Here is a 21,526-nt window from a genome sequence, read left to right as displayed (position 1 = left end):
CTGGAGTTCCTTATGAAAATCGAAAATTCTGTGGTGCTTGTGACTGGCGCCAACCGTGGCATCGGCCTGGCCTTTGCGCAAGCCTTGCTCGCCCGTGGTGCGCGCAAGGTCTACGCCGCCGCGCGCAATCCCGCCGGCGTGACGCTGCCCGGTGTTGAGGCTTTGCAGCTCGACGTGACCAACCCGCAGGAGATCGCTGATGCCGTCAAAAAAGCGTCGGACGTGACGCTGGTCATCAACAACGCGGGCATCGCCCAGCCCGGCGGGTTTCTGGCTGCCGACAGCGATGCGGTGACACGCCGTATTTTTGAGACCAACGTCTTTGGCGTGCTGGCCATGAGCAAGGCCTTCGCGCCTGTGCTCAAGGCCAACGGTGGTGGCGCCTTGCTCAATGTGCTGTCGGTTGCGTCGTGGGTGAACGGGGGTGAGCTGGCTGCCTACTCGGCCAGCAAATCGGCCGCCTGGTCGCTGACCAATGCCTTGCGCCACGAGCTGGCCGCGCAGCAAACCCAGGTGTTAGGCCTGCACATGGCCTACGTGGACACCGATCTCACGCGGGGCTTCGATGTTCCCAAAAGCAGTGCCGAAGACATCGTCCAGCGCGCGCTGGACGGTCTGGAAGAGGGCGCCGACGAGGTGTTGGCCGACGTGCTGACGCAGCAGGTGCGCCAGGGCCTGACGGCACCACGCCCGGTCTACCTGCCACCAGCCCACTAAGCCACCGCAGAAAGATCGCCATGCTGTTCACATCACTCTCTACACCGACCCTGGCGCTCGGCAACCGTGTTGTCATGGCGCCCATGACACGCAGCCGTGCGGTGGATGCCAACACGCCCAATGCCCTGATGGCCGAGTACTACGCGCAGCGGGCCACAGCCGGCCTGATCATTACCGAGGGCACTTCGCCTTCGCCCAATGGTTTGGGCTATGCCCGCATTCCGGGGCTCTTTAACCAAGCCCACGTGGCGGGATGGAAGTTGGTCACCGATGCAGTGCACGCCAAAGGCGGCAAGATCTTCGTCCAGCTGATGCACACCGGGCGCGTGAGCCACGTAGCCAACCTGCCTGCAGGTGCAGAGGTGGTGGGGCCCATGGCCATGGCCTGCCCCGGCGAGATGTACACCGACGCCCAAGGCATGCAGCCGCACAGCACCCCACGCGCCATGACGACCGACGACATCGCCATGGCGGTCGCGGAGTACGCCAAGTCGGCCCGGCTTGCCATCGAGGCCGGGTTTGATGGGGTTGAGTTACACGCCGCCAACGGCTATTTGATGGAGCAGTTTCTCAACGCCCAGGTGAACCAGCGCGTGGACGGGTATGGGGGCAGCATCCAGGGGCGTAATCGTTTTGTTCTCGAAGTCGTGCGCGCCACCGTGCAGGCCATCGGAGCCCATCGGGTGGGCATCCGCTTGTCACCCTACGGAGTGCTCAACAGCACCGGCGCCTACCCGGATCTTGAAGCGCAGTACTTGGCACTGACAGAGCAACTGGCAGAGCTGGGCATCGTGTATGTGCACCTGTTGGACCACTCCGCCATGGGCACTCCGCCTGTGCCTTCCGAATTCAAGTTCCGGCTTCGCGTCGCCTTCAAGGGGCTGTTCATCCTCGCCGGTGGTTTCGACAAATCCAGCGCCGAATTCGCGCTGGGTGCGGGCCATGCAGACCTGATTGCGTTGGGTCGCCCGTTTATTGCGAACCCCGATTTGGTGGCGCGTATGCAAGCCAAGGCGGAACTGAACGCCGTGGACATGTCTACCTGCTACACCCCCGGTCCACAGGGCTACACCGACTACCCCACCCTCGGAGCATGACCATGACAAGCCATCCAATTCAGCAGGCATGGAAGACCGTGGCAGCCGGGCTCGCCGTGGCGGCGTCCCTTTTTTCAGCGTCAGCGTGTGCGGCCGATGCCGCACCTGGCCGCGTGTCCCCAACGCTGGCGACTTCAAAGCCAGCGCTAGGCGAAACCTGGAAGAGCGTGGCCACGCAAACCATCACGGCAGGCGGCGTCACCTTCGCGTACCGGGAGTTGGGGCGCCAGAACGGCGGAACGCCCGTGGTGTTTTTGGTCCACCTAGCGGCCGTGCTGGACAACTGGGACCCCCGCATCGTCGATGGCATCGCCGCCAAGCACCATGTGATTGCGTTTGACAACCGTGGCATAGGCGCATCCAGTGGCACCCCGTCAAATTCCATAGAGCACATGGCCGACGATGCCATCACCTTTATCCAAGCCATGGGGCTCAAGCAGGTGGACCTCCTGGGCTTCTCCATGGGCGGCATGGTTGCCCAGGAAATCGTTTTGAAAGAGCCACAACGCGTTCGCAGAATGATTCTCGCGGGCACAGGCCCTGCGGGGGGCGAGGGCATCAGCACCGTGGCAGGCGTCGCTAATTACGACATTCTGCGGGGGCTGCTGACGGGTCAAAACGCGAAGCAATATCTTTTCTTCACCCGCACGCCCTCCGGCATTGAAGCTGGCAAGGCGTTTCTGGCACGCCTGCAAGAGCGCTCAGCGCATCGCGACAAAGCAATCAGCGTGGCTGCCTACGTCGCACAGCTGCAGGCGCTGCGTGCGTGGGGCCAAAAAGAACCCGCCGATCTCTCGGTCGTGAAGCAGCCTGTGCTGGTCGCCAACGGCGACGCGGACCGCATGGTGCCCACCGTCAACACGCACGATTTGGCGCGGCGGCTCCCGAACAGCAGCCTGATCATTTATCCCGATGCAGGCCACGGAGGCATCTTCCAGTTCCATGCCGATTTTGTGCCCAGCGCACTGGAGTTTTTGGGCCGTTAGCCTTTGCCAAGCCCTCTTCAGTGCATCAGGCCGGCTCCAAATCGTGCAGCACTTGCAGCAGTTCGCCAATGCTGGCGTTGAGGTGGCTCACGCTGTCTTCGCGCTGGCTGCGGGCAAAGGCGTGCCAGGTGCCAATGTTCAGAATCTCCAGCTTGCCGTAGGAAATTTTGAGCCAACCCTGCTGGGCCAGCTGCTGCACGTACTCCGAAAACAGCGTGCGCGACACGCCGCACAGCGAGGCCAGCGTAGTTTGGGCGATGGGAATCTCCACCCCCTCGCCAAAGCCGATGGTGGGCGGCCGGTCCGACTTGTAGGCCAGCGCTTCGGCAAACTGGGCCAGGCCCATCACCACGCGCAGGCAGGGGTTGCCCAGCTTCATCAGGGTCAGCGTTTCCGAGGTCTTTTGCACCCGCCAGGCCATCAGCTTGGCCACATAACGCGCAAAGTGCGGCTCCTGCACAAACAGCGTGTCAAAGGTGGCGGCCGGCAGCGTCAGCACCTCGGTGGCGGTGAGGCACACGTAGTCGGCAAAGCTGGGCTTGCGGTTGATGATGGACTGCTCGCCAAACCAGGCGCCCTTGCCGTAGATGGACAGGGGCGTGGACTCGGAGTTGGTGGTGGAGATGGAGGCCGACACCAGGCCGCTGATGATGTACTGCCAGTGGCCCACCTCGCTGCCCTTGACCCAGATCTTGCGCCCGGCGTCAAAGGACTGCACCTTCACCACGGTGGCGGTTTGCGCGGCCACGGCGTCGTTGAGTCCGAGCTTGCGCAGGCGCTGCAAGATATAGCTGCTGGTGGGCATGGCTCAGGGGCGGGGCGGGGTGGCAAAGTGGTCAAAGCTGGCCCAGGGGCCGGGCAGCAGCGCACCGCTGCCGTCCACCACGCGCACACCGGCCATCGCTTCGGTGCGGCCGATGCGGGTGACTGGCGTGCCGCTGGCCCGCGCCGCGGCCTGCACGGCGGCGGCCTGCGCGGGTGGCGCGGTGAACACCAGCTCGTAGTCGTCGCCACCGGCCAGCACACACTGCAAAGCCAGTGCAGCCGGTATTTCAGCATCAAATTGGCCTCTAGCCCTTGTGGGGTATGCGCAGGCAGCTATCAAATGCATAGCGGTTTCGGCTTCTACCGTGGCACCCACGCCGCTCTGGAGCAGGATGTGGCCCAGGTCGCCCAGCAGGCCATCGCTCACATCGGCTGCGGCGCTGGCCACGCCGCGCAGCGCCAGGCCCAGGGCCACGCGCGGGGTGGGCTGCTCCAGCCGCAGGCGCGCCTGGGCCAGCACGGCGGGCGGCAGGTGCACCTTGCCTTGCAGGCACTGCAGCGCCAGCGCGGCGTCGCCCAGCGTGCCACTCACGTACACATCGTCGCCCACCTGGGCGCCGCTGCGCAGCAGGGCCTGGCGCGGTGGCACCTCGCCCATCACGGTGATGCAGATGTTGAGCGGGCCGCGGGTGGTGTCGCCGCCCATCAGCGCGCAGCCGTGGGCATCGGCCAGGGCGAACAGGCCTTCGGAAAAGGGTTGCAGCCATTCGGCCCGTGCCTCGGGCAGGGCCAGTGCCAGCGTGAAAGCGCGTGGCCGGGCGCCGCAGGCGGCCAGGTCGCTCAGGTTCACGGCCAGTGCTTTGTGGCCCAGGGTGCGCGGGTCTACGTCTGGGAAGAAGTGGCGGCCGCTGACCAGCATGTCGCTGCTCACGGCCCATTGCATGCCCGGGGTGGGCTGCAAAAGCGCGCAGTCGTCACCCACGCCCAGCACTACGCCTTCGTCCAGGGCCCGCTGGGGGCGCTGGAAGTAGCGTGTGATCAGCTCAAATTCGCCCAGCCCGGCCACAGTGCGTCAGGCCCCGCTGTCGCGTGCGGGCCAGAAGAAGCTCAGTGGCGCCTGGCGCAGGCGTGCCCAAATGGCGCCCTGGATGCGCGAGCGCCCGACGCCCGAGACGTTGTGCGCCTGCAGCGCCACGCGGAAGGCCAGGTAAAAGCTTACGCTCACATTGAGCACCCCAATCAACGGAATGCTGGCCACGGCCCACCACAGGGCGGGCAGTTTCACCACGTCCCAGCCCAGCGCCGCGCAGGCGGCCGCCAGTTGTCCGGTGGACAGGGTGACGTGGCGCACATCCAGCGCCAGACCCAAAAACGCCAGAATAGGCGGCACCAGCCCGAGCATGAAGCCCAGCGAGATATTGGCCGCCAGACCAGAGATGTTGCGACGCATGAAATGCGCCCAGCGGTCGGCCCGCGCTGCGCCCAGCCAGGCCGTAATGCGCGGGTTGTAACGGATGGCCGAGTCCAGCCGGTGCAGCACAAACCAGTTTTCCACCCAGCCCGCAATGATGCTGCTGGCAAACAGCAGCACCCCCGTGAAGGCTGCAAACAGCAGGCAGGGCCCCAGCAGCGTGAGCGAGTGCAGCACGTAGTGCGCCTTGTCTTCGCTGATCATGGGTTGGCCCAGTGTGAACTGCATCGCCAGGGACAGTGCAATCACCACCGGAAACACCATGGCCACATTGCCGAGTACCGCCGCGACCTGCGAGCGCACCAGGTGCGTGACCTCGTCCACAAAGGCGCCTAGCGCCTGCGCATCGGATATGTCCTTGAGCTTGGCAGCCATGGCCGGGGCCGTCATGGCGGGTTGTTTGGTGGCCAGCGTGTAGTGCATCAGCTGGATCAGCACAAAGCTGGCTGCGTAGACCACGCCCGACCACATGCCCATCCAGAAGGCCGACAGGCCAAACGCCATCAGACCGAACTTCATGAACGTGGTGAGTGCGGTGAGGGCCCCACCGCCAGCGGCATTGCCCAGCATCTCGCGGTATTCGGCGCGGGTGCGGGTGATGTAGTGCTCACCGGTTTCGCTGCTGCGTTCGGCCACCTTGGCCGCCAAGAGCGAGGAGTTGGAGGCCACCAGCGCACCAATGCTGCGCTGCTCCTGGCTCACGCTGGCCAGGTGCGAGATGAGGCGGGCGCTGGCGCGGTGGCTGTCGTCGTCCAGCAGGCAGTCCAGCAGGGCGCGCACGCGCAGCACACGTTCGCGCAGCTGGCGCAGGCGGAACACCAGGTCCACCGAGATGCCGTGCGCATCCAGGTGGGTGTAGACGGACGAGGCGGCATGGCGGCAGGCGTCCAGCTGGGTGCGAAAGCGCAGCACGACGGCCTGGGTGTCATGCCCGGCCATCCAGGCTTCGCACACGGCGTCCAGGTCGGCCGCCAAGGTGTGGAAAGGGCTGGCATCTTGCGCCGGGCTGCTCATGCGCAGGCGGATTTCGGGTGAAAAACCGGCCGCGCGGATCTGGCTGGTGCAGAAGGTCATGGCGTCCAGCAAGGTGCTGTGCCAGTGGGTGAGCCCAGGGTGCAGCGTGGCGTTGTGGCCCACGGCAGGTGTGCTGAGCAACTGCGCCAGGCGCTGCAGCGTGGGCGTGGGCAGGGCGGCCAGCCACTGGGCGTCGTGTTCGTCGTCCAGCACCAGGCCAAACAACTCGGAGGCGTCAGACGTCTCTGGGGTGGCCGGCAGCAGCTTGTGGTGCAGGCGGTCCACCAGCTCGCTGACAAAGGCGTTGCGCGAGCCAAAACCGTAGTCCGAGAGCAGGGTGCTGCCGTCCACCGTGTGCAGCAGGGCGCGCCACCAGGCCTGCAGTTTTTCGGTGGTTTGCGGGCGGGCGTCCAACACGTCCAGCAGCAGGTCCACGCGGGCCACGGCGGCCTCGGGGGCGCTGTTGTCGCCGCGTATCCATTCGAGCAGGCGGATCAGCCAGACATGGCGTTCGACCAGCCCGGCCTCGGGGTTCAGCGTCTCCAGCAGGGTGGAAATGTCGCTGGGCACAGCGGGCGCGGCCATCAGTGCAGGGTGCGGGAGCCACCCGCGTCGCTCAGGGCGTCCAGCACAAACATGGGGATGTCGGCGTCAAACTTCTCTCCGTCCTCGGCCACACAGAAAAAGTTGCCGTGCATGGTGCCGGTGGGGGTGCGCAGGCGGGTGCCGCTGGTGTACTCAAAAGACTGGCCGGGTTTGAGCAGGGGCTGCTGGCCCACCACGCCCAGGCCTTTCACCTTTTCGGTGTGGCCATTGGCGTCGTTGACGTTCCAGGTGCGTGCAATCAGCTGCGCCGTCACATCGCCCGTGTTGGTGATGGTGATGGTGTACGCAAACACGTACATGTCATCGGCAGGTGCAGATTGGTCGGGGAGGTACTGGGGTGCAACTTCCACCAGAAATTCGTATTTGGCCATGGGCCAATGCTACCTGCGAAAATAGAGGCCCTGTCAACACCCTTCCCAAGCCCCTGCCATGACGTACCGCATTGCCCCCTCCATCCTGTCTGCCGACTTCGCCCGCCTGGGGGAAGAGGTCAAAGCCGTCATTGACGCGGGTTCCGACTGGATCCACTTCGACGTGATGGACAACCATTACGTGCCCAACCTGACCTTCGGCCCCATGATTTGCAGCGCCTTGAAGCCGCACGCCAAGACGGCCGCCGGCGTGGCGGTGCCGATTGATGTGCACCTGATGATCTCGCCCGTGGATGCGCTGGCCGCCAGTTTTGCCGAGGCGGGGGCCGATTACATCAGCTTTCACCCCGACGCCTCGGGCCATGTGCATCGCAGCATCCAGGCCATCAAAAGCAAAGGCGTGAAGGCGGGGCTGGTCTTCAACCCGGCCGAACCGCTGGATGTGCTGGACTGGGTGATTGAAGACATCGACCTGATTTTGATCATGAGCGTCAACCCGGGTTTCGGGGGCCAGAGCTTCATTGACTCGGCGCTGCGCAAGATTGAAGACGTGCGCAAACGGATTGATGCATCGGGCAAAGATATTCGCTTGGAAGTGGATGGCGGCATCAAAACCGACAACATCCGCCGCGTGGCCGATGCCGGTGCCGACACCTTTGTGGCGGGCAGCGCCATTTTTGGCAAGCCCGACTACAAGGGCGTGATTGACGCCATGCGCCTGGCCCTGACGGCCTGATGCCACAGACACACCGGACCGCACATTGACACCCACCCCCGCTGTCGCGCCCAAGTCGCCCTGGCCCTGGGGGCGCAGCGTGGCCGGTGAAGGTTTTGCACACCGCCGCGTGCGCTGGGCCATGTACGCCATGATGGTGTTGCTGGCCGTATTGTCCCTGCTTCGGGCCTGGCGCATCGGGCAGTCAGAAGCCATGCGCCAGATGGACATGGAAATCATCCAGGCCGCGGCCGAGCAGGGCACGCTGACCCAGCGCCTGGGCGCCCATGCGGCCCAGCTGGCGCTGCTGCACCACCAACCCCAACCGGTGGTGGCGCCCCTGTCGGACACGCTGGCACTGTCGCTGCTGCAGGCCCAGCACCTGGAAGAACTGCTGGCGCGGCAAGCCCAGGCCACCGGCACAGCCGATGGTGCCATGCGAGCCGCGCTGCAGGAGTGGCGGCGCCAGCGCGAAACCCTGTGGTACCGGGTGCAGGCCGTGCTGTGGCAGTTGCAGCGCCAGGATGTGGGCGCTGCTGCCAATGCCGTGGGCGTGCTGCAGAGCGCGCTGGACGGCTCGCTCCAGGCCAACGCGGCGCTGGTGGGCGAGGTGCAGCGCGCTGCGCGTGCACGCAGCGACCAGGCCTTGGTGCAGGTGCGCTGGTTCACTGGTTTTGCCGTCCTCCTTTTTATTGTGCTGGCGCTGTTGGTGGTGGAACCCACTGCGCGTGCGGTGCGCCGCCAGTACCTGGCGCTGTCGCGCCAGACCGAGCGCCTGACCCGGCTGGCCCGGGTGGCCGAGCTGAGCTCCAATGCCATTGCTATCACCGATGCCAAGCACCGGGTGGAGTGGATCAATGCGGCCTTTGCCCAGCTGACCGGGTTCACCCAGGCCAAGGCCCAGGGGCGGCGCATTGGCACCCTGCTCAAGGCGCGCAGCGCCGACCCGGCGCGGTTTGCCGAGTTTTATGCGGCCCTGCGCCAGAACCAGGGCATCAAGCGCGAGATCCGCATCGCCACCCGCAAGGCTGAGCTGGGTTGGGTGCTGGTGGACATGCAGCCCATCAGTGACGAGGACGGTACTTTGAACGGCTGGGTGCTGGTCGCCACCGACATGACCGAGGTGCGCGCACAGCAGCAGGTGCTGCGCTTGGCGGTGGATGGCGCGGGCCTGGGCATCTGGCACTGGGACATGGTGACTGACACCATCCACTGCAACGACCGTTTTTTGGCCACCCTGGGGTACATGCCTGGCGAGCTCAATATGGCCGCCGCCAGCTGGTTTGAGCTGATTCACCCGGATGACCAGCCCCACTGGCAGGAGTCGCTGCGCCACCACCTGCGCGACCCGGACACGCCGCACCGCCTGTCGGTGCGGGCGCGGCACCGCGCCGGGCGATGGGTCTGGATGTTGTTCACCGGCAATGTGGCCGACCGCGATGTGCAGGGCCGTGCCCTGCGCATGGCCGGCGTGGCCATGGATGTGAATGCCCAGAAGGCGATGGAGCAGCAGCTGCGCGTGGCGGCCCGCACCGACGGCCTGACCCAGTTGCCCAACCGCACGGTGGTGGTGGAGAAAATCCGCCAGGCCATCGACCGGCACCAGGCGCAGCCGGGTTACAACTTTGCCGTGCTGTTCATGGACTTTGACCGCTTCAAGCAGGTCAACGACACCCTGGGCCACACGGTGGGTGACGAGCTGCTGCGCCAGATTGCGCGCCGCCTGCAGGACAGCCTGCGCCCGGGCGACAGCTTTGTGCACACCAGCGACTTTGACCAGATGGCGGCCCGCATTGGTGGCGACGAGTTTGTGGTGCTGCTGGACGACATCCGCGGCGACCTGGACGCCGAAATCGTGGCCAGCCGCCTGCTGGATGTGCTGGCTGCGCCCTACCAGGTGGAGGGCCACCGCGTCAGCTCCACGGTCAGCATCGGCATTGTGACCAGCACCCACGCCGAGTTGGACGCCGACAGTGTGCTGCGCGACGCCGACATTGCCATGTACGAGGCCAAGCGCAGTGGCCGTGCGCGCTACGCCATGTTTGACCCGGCCATGCGCCAGCGCGTGAACGCCTCGGTGTCGTTGGAGAACGACCTGCGCCAGGCGCTTACGCTGGGGCAGATGTTTGTGGTCTACCAGCCCGTGGTGCAGCTGGGCAGCCACGCGCTGCTGGGGGTGGAGGCGCTGGTGCGCTGGCAGCACCCGCAGCGGGGCCTGGTGTCGCCGGCAGACTTTATTCCCGTGGCCGAGGCCTGTGGCTTGATTGATGCGCTGGGCCAGTTTGTGCTGCAGCGGGCCTGCAGCACCTTCGAGCAGTTGCAACAGCAGCTCGGGCCCCAGGCGCCGCCCAGCATGGCCGTCAACCTGTCGCGCGCGCAGCTGCGCCAGCCGCGGCTGGTGGCTGACATTCTGGATGCGGTGCGCGCCCACAACATGGCGCCCCAGCAGCTGGTGCTGGAAGTGACCGAAAGCCTGGCCGCCCAGGACAAAGAGGTGCAGCAGACGCTGCGCGACATCCGCGCGCTGGGCGTGGGCCTGTCGCTGGACGACTTTGGCACCGGTTACTCCTCACTCTCCTGCCTGCACGAGCTGCCGGTGAACGCGGTGAAGATCGACCGCTCCTTTGTCAGCCAGGCTGGCCAGAGTGAGTACCACCGCGTGCTGATTGACGCCACCCTGCGCGTGGCCCGAGCCCTGGGGCTGGGCACCGTGGCCGAGGGCATCGAGACGCCCGAGCAGGCCGCGCAGATGCTGGCCATGGGCTGTGAGCGCGGCCAGGGTTACTGGTTCAGCCGCCCCATGGAGGCCAGCGCGCTGGTGGCCTGGGTGCAGGCCGGTGGCGTGCCTGGCCCGGCTACCCCCTCAACCTAAGGAAACCCCTGTGAGCCTGACTCCCTTGCCCTGGCCCCTGCGCCAGTTCGATGCCGCCATCGTGGACCTGGACGGTACCCTGGTGGACACCCTGGGCGATTTTGTCGAGGCCCTGCAGCGCATGCTGCGCGACTTGCCCGCTCCGTTTGCCGATTTCACGGTCAGCCATGCCCTCGTGGAGCGTATGGTCGGCAAAGGCTCAGAAAACTTGATAAAAAGCCTTCTGGCCCAGGTGGATGCTGCGCAAACAGCTATCAATTCAGTAGCGATGTACGAGCTGGCCTGGGCCCGCTACCAGGTGCATTACCAAGCCATCAACGGCGACTACTCCGCGGTCTACCCCGGCGCCCGCGAGGGCCTGCAGCAGTGGCAGGCCGCGGGCCTGCGCCTAGTCTGTGTGACCAACAAGCCCACCGCCTTTGCCCGCACCCTGTTGCAGCACAAGGGGCTGGACGGCTTCTTTCTGCACGTGGTGGGCGGCGACGCCGTGGCGCGCAAGAAGCCCGACCCGATGCCGCTGCTGCACGCCTGCAGCCTGCTGGGCACGCGGCCGGCCCGCACGCTGATGGTGGGCGACTCCAGCAACGACGCCCAGGCCGCACGCGCTGCCGGCTGCCCGGTGCTGCTGGTGCGTTATGGCTACAACCACGGTGAGCCTGTTGAGTCGGTGGATGCCGACGCCTATGCCGACGCGCTGGACGCGTTGCGCTGGGCGGACTGAGCGTCGTTCAGGCGGGCAGCAGGCCCTGCTGGGCACCATCCACTTTGAAGACGGCCACCAGCGACACCAGGTCCTGCGCCTGCTGCTTGAGGCCACTGGCCGCCGCGGCCATTTGCTCCACCAGCGCCGCGTTTTGCTGAGTGGCCTGGTCGATCTGGGAGACCGCCTCGCTGACCTGGGCCACGCCGGTGTTTTGTTCGGTGCTGGCGGCGCTGATTTCGCCCACCATATCGGTCACGCGGCGGATCGCACTCACCACTTCGCCCATGGTGTTGCCAGCCCGGTCCACCAGCGAGCTGCCTTGCTCCACCCGCGCTACGCTGGCACCAATCAAGGTCTTGATCTCCTTGGCCGCCTCGGCACTGCGTCCGGCCAGGGCCCGCACCTCTGAGGCCACCACCGCAAAGCCACGCCCCTGTTCACCGGCCCGCGCGGCTTCCACGGCGGCGTTGAGCGCCAGGATGTTGGTCTGAAACGCGATGCCGTCGATCACGCTGATGATTTCGGCAATCCGGTTGGACGACTCGTTGATGTCCTTCATGGTGTGCACCACCTGCGCCACCACTTCACCACCCTGTTGTGCCACGTTAGAGGCATTGGCCGCCATCTGGCTGGCTTGGCGTGCGTTGTCAGAGCTGTGGCTCACGGCCGAGCCCAGCTCTTCCATACTGGCGGCGGCTTCTTCCAGCGCGCTGGCCTGCTGCTCGGTGCGGGCCGAAAGGTCGTGGTTGCCCTGGGCAATTTCCGAGCTGGCCAAGGCCACGCCCTGGGAGCCTTCGCGCACTTTGATGACCAGCGTGGACAGGCTGCCTTGCATGGATTGGAGGGAGCGCATGAGGGCGGCCACTTCGTCGCGGCCATTGGTGTGCAAGTGGGCGGTCAGGTCGCCACTGGCCACGCGGTCCGCCACGGTGACGGCCTCATTGAGGGGGCGCACAATTTGTCGGCTCAGCAAGATGCTGCCGGCCAGGCCGGCCAGGGTTACCAGCACCATGACGCCATAGGCCAGTTTGCTGCCGCGTGCGGCCACCGCGCTGGCGCCCTCCGAGGCCTGGCGTTCCTGTTCGGACAATTGTTTGCGCAGCTCTCCCAAGAAGGCCACGGCATCCCGGTCTTTGCCGCGCGCGGCCTTGTCGCCAGCCGCAAAGTCCATGTCGGCCGCTTTGTAGGCCTGCAGCGCGGCTTCGTACCCTTGGGTTGCGGACTGCATCGCAGTCGCCAGCTTGGTGGCCGTGTCCTTGCTGGGGCCAGGCTCCAGCAGACCATTCAGCTCGTCCAGGCCTTTGGCCACGGCTTTCATTTCTGCCTGGTGGGCGGTCCAGTAACGGTCCAGGTCTTTGGGCTCCTTGCCGCGCAAAAGCACGTTTTTCCACTCCTGGATAGCGGTGGAAAAGTTGCCCGCAATGTCGGCTGCTTTTTTGTTGGCGGCAACGTCTCGCAAGACCTCGTGCTGGTAAGTGGAGATGGCGCTGTTGAGGGTGCTGATGCCGAACATCCCTCCCACAAACAGCAGTGCCAGGGCAATGGCAAAGGCGAGGGGCAGTTTCAGGCTGAGTTTCATTGCGCAATCTCCAGAGGTGTCACTGTCAAAAAGCAAGGTCTGTCCCCAGACTACAGGTTAGCCCGGAGCTTGTCATCCCCCGAACGGGGGGCGGACGGCGTAAAAAACAAAAAAGGCCTGCCAGGTTGCCCCGGCAGGCCTTGTTGCGCAGAGTCCGACCGCTTATTTCTGGCCGAGTAGCGCGTCTTTGAGTCGGAAATCGGCAGGCACCGGGCCAAACCAGATGGACATGATGGCCTTGTAAAACTCGGGTTCCTTGAAGGGTTCACCCTGGACCTTGCCCTTGGCAGTGACCACCATGCCGGTGCCAGGAATCCAGTCCAGCGTGATCACGTCACCGGGCAGCAGCACCTTGTTGACCGTGAAGATGTCGCCCATGCGGATCAGGCCGGGCACGAGTTTGGACATTTCATTCTTGGGCACGTTGTCTTCCACGCCGCGGGTCAGCAGTTTGCCAAACGGACCGGCTTCAATTTCGCGCAAAAACGTCATGGTCAGGCGCTTGGGGCCGGGGGCCGCCATAAGTTCGTCCAGCGAGTTCACTTTTTTGCTGGTGTACAGGTCACCCACGTACACCTTGAACGGGCCCTTGTAACGTGTGCCGGCGCCGTTGAGTAGCAGCTTGGTGCCACTCACCATGGCGCTGTCTTCAACCTTGACGCCATGGATGTCCTGGGTGGCCGCCTGGGCCAAGGGGCTGGCCAACAAGGTCACGGACAGGGCAGCAACAAGAAAACGCGTGAGTGTCATGAAGAAAATCCTTAATAGAACGACCGTTCTTTTTTGTGTAACGAGATTTTGCAACGTCCTTTGCCAATGTACATCAGGGTTTCTGCGGGTAACGTTAATTTGTCTGCTTTCTGATCGACGTGTCGGGTTTGCTACACTGGCGCGCATGTTTATCCACCACATCAGCAGAATGGGTCTTAGCGACCGGGGAGCCTGGCCCTGGCGTACCTCGTCTGTTGTGCCTGGGCTCTAACACCTGCCGGCCGCGTTCCTAGCGGCCAACGCGCACGGTTCCTGAGCTTTGCGCGGTCAAGTGGCACGGATTCCCCTCCGATCTATTGCGCGCACCCTTTGTGGCTGCAGCTCCCGCTGCCAGCAACCAAACGATTAGTGTGATTTGAGAGGCCCCGTCCCCATGACCGAATCCGAGTTCCATGCGTTGCGCGCGCAAGGCTACAACCGCATCCCCCTGAGCACCCAGGCCTTTGCCGACCTGGAAACCCCGCTTTCCCTGTACCTGAAACTGGCCCGCGCGGATGGCGCCACCGAACCTGCTGCCAACAGCTTTTTGCTGGAGTCGGTGGTAGGCGGTGAACGTTTTGGGCGCTACAGCTTCATTGGGCTGCCGGCCCGCACGCTGCTGCGTGCCAGCGGTTTTGGTGCCGATGTGTGTACCGAAGTGGTGACCGACGGTGTGGTGGTGGAAACCTCCACCGCCAATCCGTTGGATTTCATCGCCCAGTACCAGCAGCGTTTCAAGGTGGCGCTGCAGCCCGGCATGCCGCGCTTTTGCGGTGGCCTGGCCGGCTACTTTGGTTACGACGCCGTGCGCTATATCGAGAAAAAGCTGCAGAGTAGCTGCCCGCCCGACGAACTGGGCACGCCCGACATCCTGCTGCTGCAGTGCGAAGAGCTGGCCGTCATCGACAACCTGTCCGGCAAGCTGCACCTCATGGTCTATGTAGATCCGGCCACGCCCGATGCCTATGCCGCCGGCCAGGCGCGCCTTACGGAGCTGAAAGCCAAGCTGGCGCAGGCGGTGAGCGCGCCCGACATCAAGCCCTCGCAAAGCTTCGAGGCCCAGCGCGACTTTGCCAAGGCCGACTACATCGCCGCCGTGGAGCGCGCCAAGGAAATGATTGCCGGTGGCGACTTCATGCAGGTGCAGGTGGGCCAGCGCATCAAGAAGCGTTTTACCGCCTCGCCGCTCAGCCTGTACCGCGCACTGCGCACGCTGAATCCCAGCCCGTACATGTACTTCTACAACTTTGGCGACTTCCACGTGGTGGGCGCGTCGCCGGAGATTCTGGTTAGGCAAGAGCAAGTGGTTCTCGACGGTAAGGCCGGTACCAAAGTGACGATCCGCCCCCTGGCCGGCACCCGCCCGCGCGGCGCCACGCCCGAGCTGGACAAGACGGCCGAGGTGGAGCTGATTGCCGACCCCAAGGAGCGTGCCGAGCACGTGATGCTGATCGACCTGGCCCGCAACGACATCGGCCGCATTGCGCAGATCGGCTCGGTCAAGGTGACCGACGCCTTCATCGTAGAGCGCTACAGCCACGTGATGCACATCGTGAGCAATGTGGAAGGCACGCTGAACCCCGGCATGACCAGCATGGATGTGCTCAAGGCCACCTTCCCGGCCGGCACGCTGACCGGCGCGCCCAAGGTGCACGCCATGGAGGTGATTGACCAGCTGGAGCCCATCAAGCGCGGCATTTACGGCGGTGCCTGTGGCTACCTGAGCTACGCGGGCGACATGGACGTGGCGATTGCTATCCGCACCGGCATCATCAAGGACCAGGTGCTCTACGTGCAGGCTGCGGCCGGCGTGGTGGCCGACAGCGTGCCCGAGCTGGAATGGAAGGAAACCGAGGCCAAGGCGCGTGCGCTCTTGCGCGCGGCCGAACTGGTGGAGGAGGGTCTGCAATGAGCACCCCACAGACAACCCAACCCCAAGCACAACACTGCGAGACCATGGCCGAGGTGCGCAGCCACATCGACGCGCTAGACGAACGTATCACCGCGCTGCTGGTGGAGCGCACCGGCTACATGAGCCAGGCCGCCCGCATCAAACAGGACGTGACCAAGGTGCACGACCAGGAACGCATTGAATTCATCGCCGAGCGCGTGCGCCGCATGGCCGCCGAGCTGGGCGGCCAGCCTGACGTAGTGGAGGCCGCCTACCGCGCCCTGATGGACGCATCCATAACATTTGAGCACCGGGAGTTTGCCCGCCTGCGCCAAGGAGAGACCGCATGAAACTCGTGATGATCGACAACTACGATTCCTTCACCTTCAACATCGTCCAGTACTTTGGCGAACTGGGCGCCGAGGTGGAGGTGTTCCGCAACGATGAAATCACGCTCGAAGGCATTGCCGAACGCCAAGCCGACCGCCTGGTGATTTCCCCCGGCCCGTGTTCACCCGCCGAGGCCGGCATTTCGGTGGCTGCCATCCAGCACTTCATGGGCAAGCTGCCCATCCTGGGCGTTTGCCTGGGCCACCAGAGCATTGGCGCCGCGCTGGGCGGCAAGATCATCCGTGCGCAGGAACTCATGCACGGCAAGACCAGCGTGATCAGCACCACGCAAGAGGGCGTGTTTGCTGGTCTGCCGCAGCAGTTCACCGTGAACCGCTACCACTCGCTGGCCATTGAACGTGCGTCCTGCCCCAAAGAGCTGGCCGTGACCGCGTGGACGGACGACGGAGAAATCATGGGTGTGCGCCACACGGGCCTGCCGTTTGCGCAGCGCATGGAGGGCGTGCAGTTCCACCCGGAAAGCATCCTCACCGAGCACGGCCATGCCATGCTGAAGAACTTCCTGCAGTGAGGCAGCCATGAAGCACTATGTTTTTGATAGCTGCTTGCGCAATAAACACGGGGGCTAGAGGCCAATATGACCAAGATTGTTGATTTGCGCAGTGACACCGTCACGCAACCCACCGCCGCCATGCGCGCGGCGATGATGGCGGCCCCGCTGGGGGACGACGTGTTTGGCGACGACCCCACGGTCAACGCGCTGCAGGAGAAGCTGGCCGCGTTGCTGGGCTTCGAGGCCGCGCTCTTCATGCCCACGGGCACGCAGAGCAACCTCTGCGCCATCCTGGCGCACTGCGGCCGGGGCGACGAGTACATCGTGGGCCAGCTGGCCCACACCTACCGCTACGAGGGCGGTGGCGCCGCCGTGTTGGGCAGCGTGCAGCCACAGCCGCTGGTGCAGGACGCCAGTGGCCAGATGGCGCTGGCCGACATTGCCGCCGCCATCAAGCCCGACGACTGCCACTTCGCCCGCACCCGCCTGCTGTGCCTGGAAAACACCTGGAACGGCCACCCCATGCCTGCCAGCTACCTGCAGCAGGCCAGTGCGCTGGCGCGCGAAAAGGGCCTGGCGGTGCACCTGGACGGCGCCCGCCTATTCAACGCCGCCGTGGCCTCACGCCAAGACGGCGAAACGGCGCTGGCCTCGGCCAAACGCATTGCCAGCCACTTTGACAGCGTGTCCGTCTGCTTCAGCAAAGGCCTGGGCGCGCCCGTGGGCTCCATGCTGTGCGGCAGCAAGGAGCTGATCGCCCGCGCCCTGCGCATCCGCAAGATGGCGGGTGGCGGTATGCGCCAGGTGGGCCTGCTGGCCGCTGCGGCCAACCATGCGCTGGACCGCCACCTGGAGCGCCTGGCCGACGACCACGCCCTGGCCCAGCGCCTGGCGCAGGGGCTGCAGGGCATCGGCGGCCTCGCCGTGCGTTCGGCCCAGACCAACATCGTGTTTGTGGACGTGGCCGACGGCCGTGGCCCGGACCTGCTGGCGCACCTGAAAGCGAACAACGTGCTGGCTACCGGCCTGATCGGTCTGCGCTTTGTCACGCACCTGGATGTGGACGTAGCCGGTATCGACCATGCGCTGGCCAGTATTCGCACCTTCTTTGACCAGCCCGCCACCGCAGCCGCCGCCCCGGCAGCGCGGGGCGCGGCCGTGTACTGAGGGAGTTGTCATGTCCATGGATCAACTTCTGCTGTTTGCGGCGGCCGGCGTGCTGCTCAACCTCACGCCCGGGCCGGACGTGCTTTACATCGTGACCCACGCGCTGCGCCGCGGCGTGCGCGCCGGCATGGTGGCCGCGTTGGGCATCACGGCCGGCTGCTTCGTGCACATCTTTGCCGCCGCCGTGGGTGTGAGCGCACTGATGGCTGCGTCGGCCACGGCGTTCACCGTGCTCAAGTGGGCGGGCGCCGCCTACCTGGTTTATGTGGGCCTGCGCCTGCTGCTCAGCAAGCCTGACAGTGCTATGCAATTAGGAGCTGCTGGCGCAGATTCCACGGGGTCTGGAGGCCAAAATGGCTTGAAGGCCGTGTTCCTGCGCGGTTTCTGGACAAATGTGCTCAACCCCAAGGTGGCGCTGTTTTTCTTGGCCTTTGTGCCGCAGTTCATCGCCCCCGGCGTGGAGAACAAGCCGCTGGCCTTTCTGCTGCTGGGCCTGCTGTTCAACTTCAACGGCCTGTGGGTGAACCTGGGCTGGGCCGTGGCGGCCGCCTGGCTGGCGCGTCGTGCCGGCGTGGTGCAGAAGAGCATGCATTGGCTGGACCGTGTGGCCGGCGCGATGTTTGTAGGATTCGGAATCAAACTGGCGCTGACCGCAGCGCCCAAGGCTTAAGGACATGGACATGACCCAAACCGCCAAAATCACCCCGCAGGAAGCCCTGCAACGCACCATCGAGCACCGCGAGATTTTTCACGACGAGATGCTGCACCTGATGCGCCAGATCATGTCCGGCGAGATGTCGCCCGTCATGATGGCCGCCCTGATCACGGGCCTGCGTGTCAAAAAAGAGACCATCGGCGAGATCACCGCCGCCGCGCAGGTGATGCGCGAGTTCTCCACCAAGGTGGACGTGGCCGACAAAACCCATTTGGTGGACATCGTAGGGACCGGCGGTGATGGCTCGCACACCTTCAATATCTCCACCTGCAGCATGTTCGTGGCCGCCGCCGCAGGGGCCAAGGTGAGCAAGCACGGCGGGCGCAGTGTCAGCAGCAAGAGCGGCAGCGCCGATGTGCTGGAGGCCCTGGGTCTGAACATCAACCTCAAGCCCGACCAGATCGCCCAATGCATTGCCGAGCAAGGCATTGGCTTCATGTTTGCGCCCAACCACCACCCCGCCATGAAGAATGTGGCGCCGGTGCGCAAGGAGATGGGCGTGCGCACCATCTTCAACATCCTGGGCCCGCTGACCAACCCGGCCGGTGCGCCCAACATCCTCATGGGTGTGTTCCACGCCGATCTGGTGGGTATCCAGGTGCGTGCGCTGCAGCGCCTGGGCGCCGAACACGCCATCGTGGTTTATGGCCGCGACGGCATGGACGAGGTGAGCCTGGGCGCCGGCACCATGGTCGGTGAGCTCAAGGACGGTGAGATCCGCGAGTATGAGATCCACCCGGAAGACTTTGGCATGGTCATGGCCAGCAACCGGTCGCTGAAGGTGGAAACTGCCGAAGATTCACGTGCCATGCTGCTGGGCGTGTTGAACAACCAGGCCGGCCCGGCCAAGGACATCGTGATCCTCAATGCCGGCGCAGCGTTGTACGCGGCCAATGTGGCCAATACCATGGAAGCCGGCATCGCACTTGCGCGAAAAGCTATCGAATCAGGAGCGGCGAAAGCCAAGCTCGACGCCTTGGTGGCACTCTCTGCCCGCCTGGCCCACTAGGAAACCTTATGAGCGACATTCTGGACAAAATCGTAGCCGTCAAACACCAGGAGGTGGCTGCGGCCCGCAAGCGCAAACCGCTGGACATCGTGCGTGCTGACGCCGAATCGCGCGTGCTGACGCGTGACTTCGTGGGCGCCCTGCGCGCCAAGATCGCCGCCGGCCAACCCGCGGTGATTGCCGAGGTCAAAAAAGCCAGCCCGTCCAAAGGCGTGCTGCGCGAAGACTTTATCCCGGCCGATATCGCCCAAAGCTATGCCGAATATGGCGCCGCCTGCTTGTCGGTGCTCACTGACGTGCAGTTTTTTCAAGGCGAAATCGACTACCTGAAGCAAGCCCGCGCCAGCTGCCAGCTGCCCGTGCTGCGCAAAGACTTCATGGTCGATGCCTACCAAATCTACGAATCGCGCGCCATGGGTGCCGACGCGATTCTGCTGATTGCCGCCTGCCTGGACGACGCGCAGATGCGCGACTTCGAAGCCATCGCCCGCAGCCTGGACATGGCGGTGCTGGTGGAGGTGCATGACCAGCCTGAGCTGGAGCGGGCCTTGAAGCTCAAGACGCCGCTGATCGGCATCAATAACCGCAACCTCAAAACCTTCGAGGTCTCGCTGGACACCACGCTGGCCCTCAAAGCCCTGGTGCCGGCTGACCGTCTGCTGGTGACCGAGAGCGGCATCCATACGCGTGAAGACGTGCTGCGCATGGGATCTGCTGGCATCAATGCCTTCTTGGTGGGCGAGGCCTTTATGCGCGCGCCGGAGCCGGGCGAGGCGTTGGCGGCCCTGTTCGGCGTCTGAGTCATGGCGGACCAGCTGCTGCACGCCGACCCTGCCGACTGGCCTGTGGCCCCGGGCTGGCAGGCGCTCGTGGACGGGTTTTTTGAAGGCCAGATGGGCCAGGGCTTGATGCAGTTTCTGCAGCAACGGCTGGACGCCGGTGCCGTCGTTTTTCCGCCTCAGCCGCTGCGCGCGTTGGAGCTGACGCCGCCCGAATCCGTGCGCGTGGTCATCCTGGGGCAAGACCCCTACCATGGGCGCGGCCAGGCGGAGGGCTTGGCGTTCTCCGTGGCTTCGGGCGTGGCCTTCCCGCCCTCCTTGCGCAACATTTTCAAAGAGCTGCAGCGCGACCTCGGCACGCCGCCCCCCACTTTTCCTCAGCCTGGCGGCAGCCTGGTGAAATGGGCGCAAAAAGGCGTGCTACTGCTCAACACCTGCCTCACGGTGGAGGAGGGCCAGCCCGCCAGCCACTCCAGCCGGGGCTGGGAGTTGCTGACCGACGCGGTGATTCACCAGGTGTCCAAGGAGGCGCAGCCGGCCGTGTTCATGCTGTGGGGTGCCCATGCCCAAAGTAAGCGCGCGCTGATTGATGCCAGCCGCCATCTGGTGCTGACGGCCAACCACCCCTCACCCTTGTCGGCGCTGCGCCCGCCGGTGCCCTTTATCGGCTGTGGCCATTTCTCGCAGGCGCGGGCCTGGCGCGAGCAGCATGGCGGTGCTTAATTTCAAATTTGTGCGCAAGTTCATGACGAAGGCAAATTAACGTGGCATAATCCGGGGTTCACCGAAGGAGAGGTGGCCGAGTGGTTAATGGCAGCAGACTGTAAATCTGCCCTCTTACGAGTACGCTGGTTCGAATCCAGCCCTCTCCACCAGTGATGATTGACTGTTTTGCATGAGCCTCTGCGGGGTTCGTATAGTGGTAATACCTTAGCCTTCCAAGCTAAAGCGAGGAGTTCGATTCTCCTACCCCGCTCCACAGTTGATTTGTTGCTGCATAGTGATATAGGTTTTTTAAGGTTTGTCTACGACAGGCTTTGCCCTTTTGGCTCAGTGGTAGAGCACTCCCTTGGTAAGGGAGAGGTCGCGGGTCCGATTCCCGCAAAGGGCACCATTTTTAAAGCGTTGCCGCTGGCATGTTGGTGATAGCGGTAGTGCGAATTTGATTGTTTTTAACTCATTACTTTTCGGAGCTGAACATGGGTAAAGAAAAATTCACACGAACCAAGCCACACGTCAACGTAGGCACGATTGGCCACGTGGACCACGGCAAGACGACACTGACAGCCGCCATCACCACCGTGCTGGCAGCCAAGTTCGGCGGCTCTGCCAAGGCGTACGACCAGATCGACGCAGCACCTGAAGAAAAAGCACGCGGTATTACCATCAACACCGCCCACGTGGAATACGAAACG

21 protein-coding genes and 3 tRNA genes are annotated in these 21,526 nt (G+C 64.4%); 18 read left to right on the top strand and 6 right to left on the bottom strand.

All coding sequences use genetic code 11. The features are described 5' to 3' along the window. The first annotated feature begins 12 nt into the window (after positions 1–12). From AC097A_RS19115 to AC097A_RS19105, 3 genes are read left to right on the top strand one after another with little or no spacing between them, the layout of a single operon-like run. The gene (locus tag AC097A_RS19115) at positions 13–717 is read left to right on the top strand and encodes an SDR family oxidoreductase (RefSeq protein ID WP_479622064.1); all 705 of its coding nucleotides are present in this window, start codon (positions 13–15) and stop codon (positions 715–717) included. A 20-nt stretch (positions 718–737) separates the two neighbouring features. Beyond that, entirely contained in the window at positions 738–1,814 is a 1,077-nt protein-coding gene (locus AC097A_RS19110; protein ID WP_479622063.1) for an alkene reductase, read from the top strand. A 2-nt stretch (positions 1,815–1,816) separates the two neighbouring features. Continuing rightward, on the top strand, positions 1,817–2,800 hold the full coding sequence (locus tag AC097A_RS19105; protein WP_479622062.1) for an alpha/beta fold hydrolase: 984 nt from the start codon (positions 1,817–1,819) through the stop codon (positions 2,798–2,800). Positions 2,801–2,825: 25 nt separating this feature from the next. On the opposite strand, the gene AC097A_RS19100 is transcribed toward AC097A_RS19105, so the two are convergent. Genes AC097A_RS19100 through apaG form a run of 4 tightly spaced genes read right to left on the bottom strand, consistent with a single transcriptional unit; the run spans position 2,826 to position 7,027 of the window. Continuing rightward, positions 2,826–3,605, bottom strand: a complete 780-nt coding sequence (locus tag AC097A_RS19100; RefSeq protein WP_315849732.1) for a cyclic nucleotide-binding domain-containing protein — start codon at positions 3,603–3,605, stop codon at positions 2,826–2,828. A 3-nt stretch (positions 3,606–3,608) separates the two neighbouring features. Further along, the gene (gene thiL, locus AC097A_RS19095; protein WP_479622070.1) at positions 3,609–4,622 is read right to left on the bottom strand and encodes a thiamine-phosphate kinase; all 1,014 of its coding nucleotides are present in this window, start codon (positions 4,620–4,622) and stop codon (positions 3,609–3,611) included. A 15-nt stretch (positions 4,623–4,637) separates the two neighbouring features. Then, positions 4,638–6,635: a site-specific recombinase gene (locus tag AC097A_RS19090; RefSeq protein ID WP_479622061.1), complete on the bottom strand. Its 1,998-nt coding sequence runs from the start codon at positions 6,633–6,635 to the stop codon at positions 4,638–4,640. Next, the gene (gene apaG / locus AC097A_RS19085; protein WP_479622060.1) at positions 6,635–7,027 is read right to left on the bottom strand and encodes a Co2+/Mg2+ efflux protein ApaG; all 393 of its coding nucleotides are present in this window, start codon (positions 7,025–7,027) and stop codon (positions 6,635–6,637) included. The genes AC097A_RS19090 and apaG overlap by 1 nt, the downstream gene beginning before the upstream one ends. A gap of 58 nt (positions 7,028–7,085) precedes the next feature. Here apaG and rpe point away from each other — a divergent pair, with 58 nt between their 5' ends. The 3 genes from rpe to gph are packed head-to-tail and all read left to right on the top strand — an operon-like array spanning position 7,086 to position 11,335. Beyond that, positions 7,086–7,763, top strand: coding sequence for a ribulose-phosphate 3-epimerase (rpe, locus tag AC097A_RS19080; RefSeq protein ID WP_479622059.1), 678 nt, complete (start codon positions 7,086–7,088; stop codon positions 7,761–7,763). 25 nt (positions 7,764–7,788) lie between these two features. Then, entirely contained in the window at positions 7,789–10,614 is a 2,826-nt protein-coding gene (locus AC097A_RS19075) for a putative bifunctional diguanylate cyclase/phosphodiesterase (protein ID WP_479622058.1), read from the top strand. Between the two features lie 10 nt (positions 10,615–10,624). Then, a complete protein-coding gene (gene gph, locus AC097A_RS19070; protein WP_479622057.1) occupies positions 10,625–11,335 on the top strand; it encodes a phosphoglycolate phosphatase in 711 nt (236 codons plus the stop codon). Between the two features lie 7 nt (positions 11,336–11,342). On the opposite strand, the gene AC097A_RS19065 is transcribed toward gph, so the two are convergent. Together AC097A_RS19065 and AC097A_RS19060 are read right to left on the bottom strand one after the other, a co-directional pair. Further along, positions 11,343–12,896 (bottom strand): methyl-accepting chemotaxis protein, encoded by a 1,554-nt coding sequence (locus AC097A_RS19065; protein ID WP_315480687.1) that lies wholly within the window; start codon positions 12,894–12,896, stop codon positions 11,343–11,345. A 162-nt stretch (positions 12,897–13,058) separates the two neighbouring features. Further along, a complete protein-coding gene (locus AC097A_RS19060) occupies positions 13,059–13,646 on the bottom strand; it encodes a chalcone isomerase family protein (protein ID WP_315849728.1) in 588 nt (195 codons plus the stop codon). 394 nt (positions 13,647–14,040) lie between these two features. On the opposite strand from AC097A_RS19060, the gene trpE reads away from it, so the two are divergent. From trpE to AC097A_RS19000, 12 genes are all read left to right on the top strand, one after another. Beyond that, complete coding sequence (gene trpE / locus AC097A_RS19055; protein WP_479622056.1) at positions 14,041–15,558, top strand: anthranilate synthase component I; 1,518 nt, start codon at positions 14,041–14,043, stop codon at positions 15,556–15,558. Then, positions 15,555–15,887 carry a chorismate mutase gene (locus AC097A_RS19050; RefSeq protein ID WP_479622055.1) on the top strand — a complete coding sequence of 111 codons (333 nt, stop codon included), beginning with the start codon at positions 15,555–15,557 and terminating at the stop codon, positions 15,885–15,887. Before trpE ends, AC097A_RS19050 begins: the two co-directional genes overlap by 4 nt. Continuing rightward, positions 15,884–16,459 carry an anthranilate synthase component II gene (locus AC097A_RS19045; RefSeq protein ID WP_479622054.1) on the top strand — a complete coding sequence of 192 codons (576 nt, stop codon included), beginning with the start codon at positions 15,884–15,886 and terminating at the stop codon, positions 16,457–16,459. The genes AC097A_RS19050 and AC097A_RS19045 overlap by 4 nt, the downstream gene beginning before the upstream one ends. A gap of 66 nt (positions 16,460–16,525) precedes the next feature. Then, a complete protein-coding gene (ltaE, locus tag AC097A_RS19040; protein WP_479622053.1) occupies positions 16,526–17,608 on the top strand; it encodes a low-specificity L-threonine aldolase in 1,083 nt (360 codons plus the stop codon). A 10-nt stretch (positions 17,609–17,618) separates the two neighbouring features. Beyond that, positions 17,619–18,278, top strand: a complete 660-nt coding sequence (locus tag AC097A_RS19035; RefSeq protein WP_479622052.1) for a LysE family translocator — start codon at positions 17,619–17,621, stop codon at positions 18,276–18,278. Between the two features lie 10 nt (positions 18,279–18,288). Then, positions 18,289–19,332 carry an anthranilate phosphoribosyltransferase gene (trpD, locus tag AC097A_RS19030; protein ID WP_479622051.1) on the top strand — a complete coding sequence of 348 codons (1,044 nt, stop codon included), beginning with the start codon at positions 18,289–18,291 and terminating at the stop codon, positions 19,330–19,332. A gap of 8 nt (positions 19,333–19,340) precedes the next feature. Continuing rightward, the gene (gene trpC, locus AC097A_RS19025) at positions 19,341–20,132 is read left to right on the top strand and encodes an indole-3-glycerol phosphate synthase TrpC (RefSeq protein ID WP_479622050.1); all 792 of its coding nucleotides are present in this window, start codon (positions 19,341–19,343) and stop codon (positions 20,130–20,132) included. Positions 20,133–20,135: 3 nt separating this feature from the next. After that, a complete protein-coding gene (locus tag AC097A_RS19020; protein ID WP_479622049.1) occupies positions 20,136–20,834 on the top strand; it encodes a uracil-DNA glycosylase in 699 nt (232 codons plus the stop codon). A 66-nt stretch (positions 20,835–20,900) separates the two neighbouring features. Then, positions 20,901–20,986 (top strand) — tRNA-Tyr (locus tag AC097A_RS19015). A 30-nt stretch (positions 20,987–21,016) separates the two neighbouring features. Further along, positions 21,017–21,090, top strand: a tRNA-Gly gene (locus AC097A_RS19010). A gap of 60 nt (positions 21,091–21,150) precedes the next feature. Further along, a tRNA-Thr gene (locus tag AC097A_RS19005) sits at positions 21,151–21,225 on the top strand. Positions 21,226–21,310: 85 nt separating this feature from the next. Further along, on the top strand, positions 21,311–21,526 hold a 216-nt coding region (locus AC097A_RS19000; protein WP_479621608.1), incomplete at its 3' end, for a GTP-binding protein.

This window comes from Rhodoferax sp. XS2R6 (assembly GCF_056521365.1).
This window is presented reverse-complemented; position numbering and strand designations above follow the sequence as displayed.

Bases quoted from the DNA above. Each gene is read 5' to 3' on its own strand.
- AC097A_RS19115 (WP_479622064.1), top strand. From the start codon at position 13: ATGAAAATCGAAAATTCTGTGGTGCTTGTGACTGGCGCCAACCGTGGC.
- AC097A_RS19110 (WP_479622063.1), top strand. From the start codon at position 738: ATGCTGTTCACATCACTCTCTACACCGACCCTGGCGCTCGGCAACCGT.
- AC097A_RS19105 (WP_479622062.1), top strand. From the start codon at position 1,817: ATGACAAGCCATCCAATTCAGCAGGCATGGAAGACCGTGGCAGCCGGG.
- AC097A_RS19100 (WP_315849732.1), bottom strand. From the start codon at position 3,605: ATGCCCACCAGCAGCTATATCTTGCAGCGCCTGCGCAAGCTCGGACTC.
- AC097A_RS19090 (WP_479622061.1), bottom strand. From the start codon at position 6,635: ATGGCCGCGCCCGCTGTGCCCAGCGACATTTCCACCCTGCTGGAGACG.
- apaG (WP_479622060.1), bottom strand. From the start codon at position 7,027: ATGGCCAAATACGAATTTCTGGTGGAAGTTGCACCCCAGTACCTCCCC.
- rpe (WP_479622059.1), top strand. From the start codon at position 7,086: ATGACGTACCGCATTGCCCCCTCCATCCTGTCTGCCGACTTCGCCCGC.
- AC097A_RS19065 (WP_315480687.1), bottom strand. From the start codon at position 12,896: ATGAAACTCAGCCTGAAACTGCCCCTCGCCTTTGCCATTGCCCTGGCA.
- AC097A_RS19060 (WP_315849728.1), bottom strand. From the start codon at position 13,646: ATGACACTCACGCGTTTTCTTGTTGCTGCCCTGTCCGTGACCTTGTTG.
- trpE (WP_479622056.1), top strand. From the start codon at position 14,041: ATGACCGAATCCGAGTTCCATGCGTTGCGCGCGCAAGGCTACAACCGC.
- AC097A_RS19050 (WP_479622055.1), top strand. From the start codon at position 15,555: ATGAGCACCCCACAGACAACCCAACCCCAAGCACAACACTGCGAGACC.
- AC097A_RS19045 (WP_479622054.1), top strand. From the start codon at position 15,884: ATGAAACTCGTGATGATCGACAACTACGATTCCTTCACCTTCAACATC.
- ltaE (WP_479622053.1), top strand. From the start codon at position 16,526: ATGACCAAGATTGTTGATTTGCGCAGTGACACCGTCACGCAACCCACC.
- AC097A_RS19035 (WP_479622052.1), top strand. From the start codon at position 17,619: ATGTCCATGGATCAACTTCTGCTGTTTGCGGCGGCCGGCGTGCTGCTC.
- trpD (WP_479622051.1), top strand. From the start codon at position 18,289: ATGACCCAAACCGCCAAAATCACCCCGCAGGAAGCCCTGCAACGCACC.
- trpC (WP_479622050.1), top strand. From the start codon at position 19,341: ATGAGCGACATTCTGGACAAAATCGTAGCCGTCAAACACCAGGAGGTG.
- AC097A_RS19020 (WP_479622049.1), top strand. From the start codon at position 20,136: ATGGCGGACCAGCTGCTGCACGCCGACCCTGCCGACTGGCCTGTGGCC.